Origin of the sequence: Hanstruepera marina, assembly GCF_019880635.1 — a bacterium.
Taxonomy (GTDB): Bacteria; Bacteroidota; Bacteroidia; order Flavobacteriales; family Flavobacteriaceae; genus Hanstruepera; species Hanstruepera marina.
Window position 1 is genome coordinate 1,414,275 of the sequence record NZ_JAINVX010000001.1, and the last position, 12,655, is coordinate 1,426,929.

9 protein-coding genes are annotated in these 12,655 nt (G+C 35.2%); 7 read left to right on the plus strand and 2 right to left on the minus strand.

The genetic code is table 11. The annotated features are described in order from the left end of the window. The first annotated feature begins 51 nt into the window (after positions 1-51). From K7G76_RS06605 to K7G76_RS06635, 7 genes are all read left to right on the plus strand, one after another. Positions 52-2,082, plus strand: a complete 2,031-nt coding sequence (locus K7G76_RS06605; protein WP_223033367.1) for an adenylate/guanylate cyclase domain-containing protein — start codon at positions 52-54, stop codon at positions 2,080-2,082. Between the two features lie 73 nt (positions 2,083-2,155). Further along, positions 2,156-2,494 (plus strand): DUF4870 domain-containing protein, encoded by a 339-nt coding sequence (locus K7G76_RS06610; protein ID WP_223033368.1) that lies wholly within the window; start codon positions 2,156-2,158, stop codon positions 2,492-2,494. Between the two features lie 134 nt (positions 2,495-2,628). Beyond that, complete coding sequence (locus K7G76_RS06615; RefSeq protein ID WP_223033369.1) at positions 2,629-3,939, plus strand: TolC family protein; 1,311 nt, start codon at positions 2,629-2,631, stop codon at positions 3,937-3,939. A 12-nt stretch (positions 3,940-3,951) separates the two neighbouring features. Next, positions 3,952-5,025: an efflux RND transporter periplasmic adaptor subunit gene (locus K7G76_RS06620; protein ID WP_223033370.1), complete on the plus strand. Its 1,074-nt coding sequence runs from the start codon at positions 3,952-3,954 to the stop codon at positions 5,023-5,025. Between the two features lie 29 nt (positions 5,026-5,054). Then, a complete protein-coding gene (locus K7G76_RS06625; protein ID WP_223033371.1) occupies positions 5,055-8,249 on the plus strand; it encodes an efflux RND transporter permease subunit in 3,195 nt (1,064 codons plus the stop codon). A 93-nt stretch (positions 8,250-8,342) separates the two neighbouring features. Further along, positions 8,343-8,648 carry a hypothetical protein gene (locus K7G76_RS06630; RefSeq protein ID WP_223033372.1) on the plus strand — a complete coding sequence of 102 codons (306 nt, stop codon included), beginning with the start codon at positions 8,343-8,345 and terminating at the stop codon, positions 8,646-8,648. A 12-nt stretch (positions 8,649-8,660) separates the two neighbouring features. Beyond that, the gene (locus K7G76_RS06635; RefSeq protein ID WP_223033373.1) at positions 8,661-8,870 is read left to right on the plus strand and encodes a YgaP family membrane protein; all 210 of its coding nucleotides are present in this window, start codon (positions 8,661-8,663) and stop codon (positions 8,868-8,870) included. Between the two features lie 108 nt (positions 8,871-8,978). Here K7G76_RS06635 and dnaN read toward each other — a convergent pair whose 3' ends face one another. Both dnaN and gldG read right to left on the minus strand, forming a co-directional pair. After that, entirely contained in the window at positions 8,979-10,097 is a 1,119-nt protein-coding gene (dnaN, locus tag K7G76_RS06640) for a DNA polymerase III subunit beta (protein WP_223033374.1), read from the minus strand. Between the two features lie 130 nt (positions 10,098-10,227). After that, entirely contained in the window at positions 10,228-12,609 is a 2,382-nt protein-coding gene (gene gldG, locus K7G76_RS06645) for a gliding motility-associated ABC transporter substrate-binding protein GldG (protein ID WP_223033375.1), read from the minus strand. Between the last annotated feature and the right edge of the window lie 46 nt (positions 12,610-12,655).

Below are 12,655 nucleotides of genomic sequence, written 5' to 3' on the forward strand. Positions count from 1 at the left end.
AGTTTAAGAATATTTACTTAAATTTAATCTGTTAATTAATTCTTCATATAGATGTCACAACAAAGGTTGCTTGCTGCTATCATGTTTACGGATATTGAGGGTTATACCTCGTTAATGCAGCGTGATGAGGCCGAAACAATATTAATTAGAAATAGGCATCGCGAAGCTTTTAAAGCGATTACAGAAAAGCACAATGGTAATATTATACAGTATTTTGGAGATGGTACATTGAGCACATTTAAAAGTACTGTTGAAGCTGTAGATTGCGCCATTGAATTACAGATGGAATTTTTAAAAGAGCCTAAAATTCCCGTAAGAATTGGTATTCATGTTGGTGATATTGTCTATTCTAAAGATGATATTATTGGAGATGCCGTAAATGTGGCATCTCGAATTGAAGCCTGTGCGTTACCTGGTAGCATATTGATTTCTGATAGGGTTCATGACCAAATACGGAACCATAGTCATATTCAATCTAAATTTCTTGATGCTTTTGAATTAAAGAATGTTAATGATACCATGCCCATATTTGCGATATCAAATAAGGGTTTGGTTATTCCCAAAAAAGAAATAATAAAAGAGAAGTTAAAAAGTTCTGTTCCGCAAAAAAAGAAATATTTAGGCTTAAAAGCTTTAGTGGCTGTATTACTCTTATTGGCTCTTGTATTTACTTTTTACAAGTTGGATGTTTTTAAGGGCACAGGTTCGGTTATTGATAAGTCTATTGCTGTACTGCCGTTTGATAACTTGAGTGATGATCATGATGCCGAAATTTTTCGAGATGGGATGACAGAGGATATACTCACCAATTTATCTAAAATAAAGGATTTGCATGTTATATCCAGAAACTCCGTTATGGGCTATAAAGACACAGATAAAAGTCTAGATAAAATAGCTAAAGAGTTAAATGTTTCTTATGTTTTGGTGGGTAGTATTTTAAAATATGATAATGATGTGCGAATTAATACCCAGTTGATTGAAGTTAGTACGGATAAAATTATAAGTGGTAATAAGTACGATGTTGTTTTAACCGATATTTTTAAAGTACAATCTGAAGTCTCGCAAAAAATTGTTGAAGCATTGGATATGAGTATTTCTTTTGAAGAACAAAAAGAATTATCCACAATCCCGATACGTGATATTGAAGCCTATAAGCTCTTTTTAACGGGAAGAAAGGAAGCCGATAAACGAAATAGTGAAAGTTTGGCGAGAAGTATTGAGTTATATAAAAAAGCCATAGAGATTGATTCCAGTTATGCTGAAGCCTATGCAGAAATTGCTAATTCTATCTATTTAGAAACCTATTATTCTTCTCGCGATCCAGAAGAAGCATCGCAATTGGCTAATGCCTATTTGGATAAAGCGGAACAAATAAACAATAAGGTATCGCGAATATATTCAGTAAAGGGATTGATTTATAATATTGAAGGTAAAAAAGAGGAGGCCCAAGCGGCATTTGAAAAAGCTATTGCTTTATCTCCTAACGATTTAACAGCAAGACACCAATACTCCACATTTTTTTATTACAATCAAGAATACGAAAAACAATTGGAACAAGCCGAAATCGCTTATAGGTTAGACCCTTTGTCATTTGCAACTGCTAACGGCTATTTTACCGCTTTAATGGCGAATTATAAGTATGATGAGGCTGAACAACTTATGAAGAAAGTTCAAAAAGAAGATTCAGGAAATAACGAATTTGTTATTAATAGAAATTTTTTCAGACTTTATGCGGATCAGGATAAATATCAAGAGGCCATAGTTCCTTTAACTAAAATGGTTAATAAACAAAATGTATTTAACCGATTTTTAGGCTATTACTATACGAAAGTTGGAGACACGGTAAGTGCCTATAGAATTATTGACTCCATTAGGAAAAATGCACACCCCAACGAAAAAAACCACCAATTGGCGATGGTATATTCAAGTTTAAAGATGACAGATAGCGTTTTGTATTATTTGGATACTGTTCGTCACAAGCAAACTAGAACTTTAAAACGAGAACGTAATGACTTTTTTAATTATTTAAAAGACGATCCGCGTTTTATTCAGATTCTTAAGAATCATGGTATTCAAGAATAAATATCATTTTACTTGTAACGTTTTAATCTAATCTACGTCACATAGGTACATCAATCAATAAATCAAAGCCATCATGAGAGAAGACAATCAACTTTTAGTTATAACGCATTTATGCCAGTTACTTACCTGTTTTACGGGGTTTGGTGGACTAATAGTGCCGTTACTTATTTGGGTTACGCAAAAAGATAAAGTATATAAAATGGATGAGCATGGAAAGAATATTCTTAACTTTCAATTAAGTATTATTATCTATTCTATTCTATGTGTTCCGGCCATATTGCTATTAGGTTTAGGATTCATAGGACTTATTGTAATAGGACTAATAGCCTTTATATTTCCAATCGTAAATGCCATAAAAACTAGTAATGGAGAAATACCAAAATATCCCTTGTCTATTAATTTTGTTAGTTAGTTAAAAGTATTCAAGGCTAGAGAAGCGCTCACCATTTGGTGAGCGCTTTTTATTTTACACTAATATGGGTCGGTAACCTTTGTTACTGACAATGCCTGAAAACACGACTACTTTTGCTTCATAAAAATTACATTATGAAGTATAAAACTTATGTATGGCTATTGGTTTTTTTTAATTGGAGTAGTTTATTGATCGCTCAAAGTATTACGCCTATTACAAAAGCTGAAGTTCTAAATGCTGTTTTAGAAGATAATTATACTATTAAAATAACTCAAGAGAGCTATAATGAAGCTAAAGCAGATTATAAACAAACGCAGGCTGTTTTTTTTCCTAATATAGCTGTTTCACATACAGGGTTGTCAACAACCAATCCTTTAATGGCTTTTGGTTCAAAATTAAACCAAGGTATTATTACCGTTGATGATTTTAATCCTCAAACATTAAATAATCCAGATCAGACTCAAAACTTTGCTACCAAGTTTGAAATTCAACAGCCCTTAATTAATGTTGATGGATTTTACCAACGTAAGGCGGCAAAAGATAAAATGCAAGCCATGAGCTTGCAGGTTGAAAGAACAAATGATTATCTAAAACTTGAAGCCGAAAAAGCCTACATGCAGCTACAATTGGCGTATAAGGCTATTGCCGTGTTGCAACAGTCTTTAGATGCGGCTTTAGCCAATAAAAAAATGGCAGAAGACAAGTTTGATCAGGGGTATTTGCAGCGTGCCGATGTGTTGGCTGTCGAAGTTCGAGTAACCGAAGTTAAGAATCAACTGCAACAGGCCAAAACACAGTTGGAAAATGTGTCCAACTATTTGTCTTATATCATGAATACAGAATCTGATGTTGTATTTAGACCAACAGATAGTTTGCAAATTGATTCCAACGTATCATTTGGTAAACTGGAGTTATCAAAAGACCGATCTGACATTAAGGCTATGGAGTTTGTCACAGATGCTTACGAGACCATGTACAAGGCTGATAAGATGAATTTTTTACCACGCTTAAATGCATTTGGGAGCTATGAACTCTATGATGATAAAATATTTCAAGGAAATGCCAATGGATATATAATTGGTGCTCAATTAAGCTGGACAGTATTGGATGGGACAAAACGTTTTGGTAAAGTAAAAAAGAGCAAGGCCATTTTAGAAAAATCTAAGTGGGAGTTTGAACAGTACAAGTCTGAAAGTCAATTGGAACTGAATAAGGCCAAGCGTATGTTGGTAGACGCTGAACAAAAATTGCAGTTGTCTGAACTGGCTTTAGAGCAATCTAAAGAAGCCTTGAGAATACGTACCGACCGTTTTCAAGAAGGTCTTGAGAAAACGACCGATTTATTACTGACTGAAACCCAATACGCCCAAAAGCAATTAATCTACTATCAAACCATTTTCGAATATAATTATGCACAAGCCTATGTGCGATTTTTAACTCAATAACAGAACATGAACATGAAAAAAATAACATCAATATTTTTAACGGCTACAGTGCTTTTTGCCAGCTGCGGAAATGATAAAGAGGAATCAATATCGAGTTCTAATGCTCCAATTCAAGTAGCCGTAAGTTCTATAAGTGATAATAGCAACAGTCCATTTTTGAGCGTAAGCGGTAAAATTCAAGCCGTAAATAGTGCCGATTTAAGTACACGCCATATGGGATATATTGAACGTGTAAAAGTGAAAGTAGGCGATGCTGTAAAAAAAGGAGAGTTATTGCTTATGGTCAATAATACCGATCTTGAAGCAAAACGTGCTCAAGTTAATGCAGTAATTGCACAAGCCAATGTAGCATATAAAAATGCAGAAAAGGATTATAACCGATTTAAAAGTTTGTTTGCAAAGAATAGTGCCACCCAAAAGGAATTTGATGATGTTACGACGCAATATAATATGGCAGCGGCACAATTGGAAGCCGCTAAACAGCAGCAAAATGAAATTAATGCCCAGTTTGCTTATGTTAATATAGCTGCTCCTTTTAATGGTGTTGTTACTCAAGTAAATGTAAAATCAGGTGACATGGCGAATCCAGGTATGCCTTTGGTATCTGTTGAAGGGCCAAATGATTTTGAGGTTATTGCTATGGTTCCAGAATCTAATATAACACAAGTACAACAAGGAACAGAAGTGCAGGTTTTGGTGAAATCCTTAAACAAAACATTACAAGGAAAAGTAAGTGAAGTAAGTACATCAGCTAAACATTCTGGCGGTCAGTATTTAGTGAAAATTGCGTTACAGGAACCTGTAATGGATGTGCGTTCAGGAATGTTTGCTACTGTGCAATTTCCTATTGATAGAAAATCAACTACTGAATTGGTTCTTATACCTAAATCGGCTTTAGTAACCAATGGTCAGCTTTCAGGTGTTTATACCGTTAGTCAAACTAATACAGCTCTGTTGCGTTGGTTGCGCTTGGGGCGTGATTATGGCGAGCTGATAGAGGTCCTTTCAGGTTTAAATGCTAGCGAACAATACATCATATCAGCTGAAGGTAAACTTTATAATGGTGTAAAAGTTACCGCAGAATAACAGTCGAAATTATTTCAAATTAAAAGATTATGAAAGAAGGATTAGCTGGTAAAATTGCCAAAAACTTTATAGGTTCGAAACTTACTATTCTCCTCATGATTGTATTCATGGTAATAGGTGTTTATAGTTCGTTTTTAATTCCACGTGAAGAAGAGCCACAGATTGATGTGCCTATGGCCGATATTTTTGTTGGTTATCCAGGTGCTAGCCCAAAAGAAGTTGAATCTCGGGTTATCCAACCGTTAGAAAAGATAATATCGAATATTAAAGGTGTTGAATATGTGTATTCAACATCTATGAAAGAACAGGGCATGGTGATTGTTCAGTTTTATGTTGGGGAAGATATTGAGCGCTCCTATGTGAAACTCTACAACGAAATTAATAAGCATATGGATCAAATGCCACAAGGGGTAACAATGCCTTTGGTAAAAACACGAGCTATTGATGATGTGCCTATGCTAGGTTTAACCTTATGGAGTGAAAGTTATGATAGCTATCAATTGGGGCAAATAGCAGAAGAGCTCTCAACCGAAATTGAAAAAGTAAATGATGTTGCCATTACACAACAAATAGGAGGCCATAGCCGCCAAGTTCGTGTGGTTTTAGATAAAGATAAGCTTGCGGCTAGCGGACTGGATTTTTTGAGTGTAGCTCAAATGATTCAGGCCAATAACATACAATTGGGAGCTGGTAGCTTTGACAAGAATGACGAAGAATTTTTGGTTTCATCAGGAAACTTTTTAAAGACAGTTTCAGACGTTGAAAATCTTGTGGTAGGTGTTTTGCAGAACCAACCTATTTATCTTAAACAACTTGCAAAAGTTATAGATGGTCCAGAAGTACCAGTTGATTATGTGAGTTTAGGTTTTGGTAAGGCTAGTAAAAAGTCACAAAAATTTCCATCAGAGTATCCTGCTGTAACTATTTCAGTAGCTAAACGCAAAGGAGCCGATGCCATGAAAATAGCAGATGTAATCATCAATAAGGTTGACCATTTAGAGAAAACTTTAATACCCGATGATGTGCATGTAGAAGTTACCAGAAATTATGGCGAAACGGCTTCTCATAAAGTATCGGAGTTGTTGTTGCACCTTATTGGTTCCATTATAGCTGTAACATTGGTGGTTATGCTAGCTATGGGATGGCGTGGCGGATTGGTTGTGTTTTTATCAGTACCAATAACCTTTGCGCTAACATTGTTAAGCTACTACATGTTGGATTATACCTTAAACCGAATCACTCTATTTGCCTTAGTTTTTGTTACGGGTATTGTGGTTGATGATTCTATTATTATTGCTGAAAATATGCATAGGCATTTTAAAATGAAGCGCCTACCATTTAAACAAGCAGCCTTATATGCCATTAACGAAGTTGGAAACCCAACTATTTTGGCCACTTTTACGGTAATTGCTTCGGTTTTACCAATGGCTTTTGTATCTGGTTTAATGGGCCCATATATGGCACCCATGCCAATAGGGGCCTCGATAGCTATGATTTTATCATTATTCGTAGCCCTAACTATAACACCATATCTCGGGTTTATTTTTTTGAGAGAAAAAGATAAAAAGACCAAAAAGGATAAGCCGGAAAAAGCTTTAGAAGAAACTCTTATCTATAAGGTATATAACAAGTTGGAACGTCCTTTAATTGAAAGCAAAGCAAAGCGATGGTTGTTTTTGGGACTGACATTTCTATTGCTAATAGCTTCTATGGGACTATTTTTCACCAACTCTGTAGCGGTAAAAATGCTACCATTTGATAATAAGAATGAATTTCAAGTGGTTATCGATATGCCAGAAGGGACAACATTGGAACGTACAGCCCTAGTGACACAAGAGATCTCACAATATTTGTCGTTTAGGCCAGAAGTTGTAAGCTATCAAAATTATATCGGTACTTCGGCGCCTATAACCTTTAACGGATTGGTAAGACATTACGATTTGCGTGGCGGAAGCAATATGGCAGATATACAGGTGAACCTTATTGATAAAAGTAAACGTAGTGCACAGAGTCATGATATTGCTAAGTTATTGCGCCCAGATATACAGAAAATAGCCGAAACGTTTAATGCTAACGTAAAATTGGTTGAGGTGCCACCAGGACCGCCAGTGCTTTCAACTATTGTAGCAGAGGTTTATGGGCCAGATTATAATAAACAAATTGAAGTAGCCAATAATATTCAAAATATTCTAAAACAAACGGATGATGTAGTAGATGTGGATTGGATGGTTGAATCTGATCAAATTGAATATGAATTCATTATTGATAAAGAAAAAGCCATGCTTTATGGTGTTACACCACAACAGATCTCTTATACGTTAAATAGAACGCTTTCCAATAAAGCTATTTCCCATTTATATGATGAGCATGCGGCGAATCAAGTAGGTATTGTTATGGCTCTTGATGAAAAGGAAAAATCCACGGTTCAAGATATAGCGCAATTGCAATTACAATCGCAACAAGGTCACATGGTTTCCATAAGTGATTTGGTAGCGATAGAACCTATTACAAGAGCAAAAAGTATTTACAGAAAAAACCAGAAGCGTGTTGTGTATGTTTTAGCAGACATGGCAGGAGAACTGGAAAGTCCCGCTTACGCCATTTTGGGTATGGAAGACAAGTTGAAAACTATTGATTTGCCTGAAGGTTATGAGATGAATGAATTGTATATGAACCAACCGGAGTTTGAAGATGACTATACCGTGAAATGGGATGGTGAATGGCAAATTACGCTTGAAGTCTTTCGAGATTTAGGAATCGCCTTTTTAGGAGCTATAATTTTGATTTATATTTTAATCGTAGGTTGGTTCCAAAACTTTAAGGCACCAGTGGTTATGATGGTCGCTATTCCATTGTCCCTAATAGGTATCGTATTAGGACATTGGTTAATGGGAGCCTTCTTTACGGCAACCTCATTTATTGGTATGATTGCCTTGGCAGGTATCATGGTGCGGAATTCGGTATTGTTAATTGATTTTATCAACCTGCGTTTAAATGAAGGTATACCGTTAAAACAAGCGGCTATTGAGGCTGGAGCTGTAAGAACAACGCCAATATTGCTGACTGCAGGAACTGTGGTTATTGGAGCCTTTGTTATCCTGTTTGACCCTATTTTTCAAGGCTTAGCCATTTCATTAATGGGAGGCACTATTGTAAGTACGGTATTAACTCTTTTGGTTGTGCCATTAGTGTATTATATGATTGAACGCAAAAAACATAACTAATTATGAAATGTTTATTTGCAACTATTTTCAAACTACTAAAAATTACAATTGGGGCATTCTATTTGACCTATGAAAACAAATAAATATTAACAGATGAAACTAGTAATTGTAACAACAGTTGAAGCATTTCACAATGATGTGATAAAACTGTTTAAAAAATCAGGCATAGAGAATTTTAGCGAGTCTGAAATTGACGGCTACAAAAGTGCGCCTACGCTACTGACAACCAACAGTTGGTTTGCCCATGAAAAAGGGGGCAACGAATCGAGTCTGTTCTTTTCGTTTACCACTGATGACAAGATTGACAATCTTTTCAAATTAATAGAAGGTTATAATAACAATTTAGAAACTAACAACCCAATAAGAGCTGTTGTATTACCTATAGAGCGAAACATTTAAATATTTTATATTATGATAAATAGATATATTAGAGCTATTGCAGGCACATTTGTGATTATTAGCGTACTGCTTGGTATGTATGTAAACCAGAACTGGTTGTGGTTTACCATTTTTGTGGGCGCTAACTTGTTGCAATCGGCTTTTACAAAATGGTGCTTAATGGAAACCTTTTTGGTGAAATTGGGTGTTAAACGCGAAGAAAATAATTGTGAGGCATCATAACAATATTTTCTCTTTTAATAGTTAATAGCGTGGCATAGTATGCCAAAACTCTTGATGCAAAAAACGCCCACAATTTGTGGGCGTTTAAAGTTATAGTTAAATGCTTTTTTAGTTGTTAAGCATCACGGGCATCACCAACATGGTTACCTGTTCGCCTTCATCCAGTCCATCAACAGGGGTTAAAATACCTGCGCGGTTTGGCAAACTCATTTCCAATTGCACATCATCAGAGGTTAGGTTGTTTAACATTTCGGTTAAAAAACGAGAGTTAAAACCTATTTGCATGTCGTCACCTTGATAATCACAGGTTAATCGCTCTTCGGCTTTGTTGCTATAATCAATATCTTCTGCTGAAATATTCAATTCTGCTCCAGCTATTTTTAAGCGAATCTGATGGGTGGTTTTATTCGAGAATATGCTTACACGACGCACCGAGTTTAAAAACTGTGTTCTACTGATGGTAAGCTTATTTGGATTTTCCTTTGGAATTACAGCTTCATAATTCGGGTATTTACCATCTATTAATCTGCAAATCAACTCAACATTTTCAAAAGTGAATTTAGCATTCGAATCGTTGTATTCTATGGTAACATTTTCATCGCTTGCAGCTAATATGCCTTTTAAAAGATTTAAAGGTTTTTTAGGCATAATAAATTCTGTTACTTCATTAGCGCTAACATCCTCACGAGCATACTTTACCAATTTATGAGCATCGGTAGCTACAAAGGTTAAGCCTTCTGTTGAAAACTGAAAGAATACACCACTCATTACCGGACGTAAATCGTCGTTTCCAGCTGCGAAAATAGTTTTGTTAATAGCCGTCGCTAAAATGTCGCCATTTAAAACAGTTGAACTTGCATTTTCTAAACTTACAGCTTTAGGAAACTCATTACCATCAGCATAAGCTAGGGCATATTTTCCGTGATTTGAACTAATTTCAACAGTATTGTTATCTTCAACAACAAAGGTTAAAGGTTGCTCTGGAAATGTTTTTAAGGTATCAAGCAACAAACGCGCAGGAACAGCAACACTACCACTGTTATCACTTTCTACATCTAATTTAGCAGACATAGTGGTTTCTAAATCACTGGCAGAGATAGTTAACTCGGTATTATTTAATTCAAAAAGGAAATTATCTAAAATAGGTAGTGTGTTTGAATTATTGATTACACCACCCAGAACTTGCAATTGTTTTAGTAAATAGGTACTCGATACTATAAATTTCATCTATTTAAAATACTTTATTTGTTCAAATGAATACTACTACAAATATATCTTAAAGCTATTAATATTGGAAACAAACTTATTAACAAATAAAAGGGAAAAACAAGCCCTCAACAGACTTTAAATCGCGGTTTTATTTTGCATATTTTTTTCGGCGTACAAAATTGAAGATAAGCCCAAATGTCACTAAAACCGCTATAGGGACTAAAATATTTAGCATGCGCCATTTTGTTTTTTCTTTACTTGTTTTCTGAACATCCAAAAAGGCTATGGCAACTTCTTTAGTGCGAATGTTTATAAGTCCGTTTTCGTCGAGCAGATAATTTACTGCGTTGACTAAAAATTCTTTATTACCATAAGTTTGACCAGTCCATCTATCAAAACCTAATTCTTGAGGCCCGTTTTTACCAAGATCATTTTTTATGACATCACCATCAGCTATTACCAACAGTTTTGTTGGAGCACTTGTGGTTTTGTCATCACTATAGTTTATAGGCTTAATTCTGTTATTATAAACAGATGTAAAATTGCCTTCCAATAATACCGCCAAATTTTGATTGCCATTGGTGTATAAATCGGGCTGTGGTTCTTTAGTTGTCATATCCAAACTTATTTCCCGAGGTGTACCATCTAATTTACTCAAAATAGAACTTTCCAAGAGTACAGTCTTTGCAATATTGTTTTCTAATGTATCAATCTGATTGGCAAAATCAAACCGAATTAAATTAAGGTTATTTACTACAGGATGATTTACTGTGGCATTTACCAAAGGTGAATAAAACCAAGGTAATTGCTGAAACTGTGATTGGCTACCTTCGCCAGTGGCCAATGTGATTTTTGCCGAATACAAATCGTTTACTAAAACCGGATTAACGCGCACACCATACTTAAAAAAGAAATCGGTTAAATTTAAATCTCTTCGTGTTGCTATGGCTGTACCCGTTTCGTTATATAAGCTGTCTTTTTCCATGGCGACAGCATCCATTAACCAAAGGCTTTTTCCTCCAGACATAGTGTATTGGTCGAGTACGTATTTTTCTTCTTCGGTAAATGGTTTGGTTGGCTTTGCAGAGATTATTAAATCGTATTCCTGTATACCCTTCAAAGTTTTTAGAGGGCTATTGGAGACGCTATCTAATGTAAAAGGTGCAATAAAATAATAGTCTTTAATGCTTTTTACAAAGTCGAAAATATAAGCATCCTGTAATTGACCATTGCCTTTTAAAATGGCTATTTTTTTACGTTTAGGGTTGATTAACTTGCTAAAGCCATCAGCAAACGTGTATTCCAAATGCTGAATGGAATTGGTAGCTAGTTCTTGAATAGCGGCACCAATTTTATTTTTTACTAAAGGAATTTTAACTGTTACACCATTGTAACTGGCCAATGCCCAAGGGAAAATGACTTCTTGACTAGACTTTCCAGATTCTTGAACCGTAACTTGCATAGGCGTTAAACCACGATTCATTAATTGTTGGATATTTTGGTCGCGAGAAGTTTCGTCTTCTAATGGATTAATAAATTGAAAGTTAATCTGATTGTTTTTAGCAGCAAATTCCTCTAATATTTGCTTGGTTTCCGTTTGTAAACGCCTGAATTCTGATGGCAAATTATCTGATTGTAAAAAAACATCAACAATTAAAGGAGACTCTGCTGATTGTACTATATCTATGGCTGCATCACTTAAAGTATAGCGTTTATCTGAAGTTAAATCAAAACGCTTGTAAATCGATTTTGTAAAGGTTAATGTCCCAAACGCCAAAACCAAAACAATAGACGGAAGGTAGGTTTTTTTATTGAATGTCTTTTGACTTATACTAATTTGAGATAGTATTAAAAATAGTAGGGTTATGCTTAAAAAATAAGCGACATCACGCGTAGCTATGACGCCACGACTCATACTCTTGTAATGGGCGTTCATACCCAGTTGTTCAATGAAGTTGCTCGACAAAAAATCGGCTAGACCTTCAAAACCTATATAGAATAAAAGGCTTATAAATACACTGGCAATAAAAGCAACTATTTGATTATCGGTTAGGCTAGAACAAAATAGCCCAATTGACGTAAAAGCAGCAGCCAAAAATAATAGCCCTAAATACGAACCAAAGGTGCTGGCTAAATCTAGATTGCCAACAGGATTCCCTAATTGATAGACCGTGTAGACGTAAAGAAGCGTAGGTATTAAAGCTAAAAGGATTAATGCTAAAGCACCAAAATATTTGCCCAATACAATTTTAAAAAGACTAATGGGCTTGGTAAGCAGCAATTCTAATGTGCCCTGTTTTTTTTCATCTGCAAAACTGCGCATGGTTATGGCAGAAATTAAAAAGATGAATATCCACGGTGCCAACAGAAAAAAGCTGTTCAAATCAGCAAATCCATTATCTAAAATATTAAACTCCCCATGAAACAGCCATAAAAAGAGGCCGTTAACCGTTAAGAATAAGGCAATGACCAAATACCCAATAATGGAAGTGAAAAACGTATTTATTTCTTTTCTTAAAATGGCAAACATCTACAGTTCGGTTATTATAGTTTTAAGTTTTTTAATACTCTTGAAA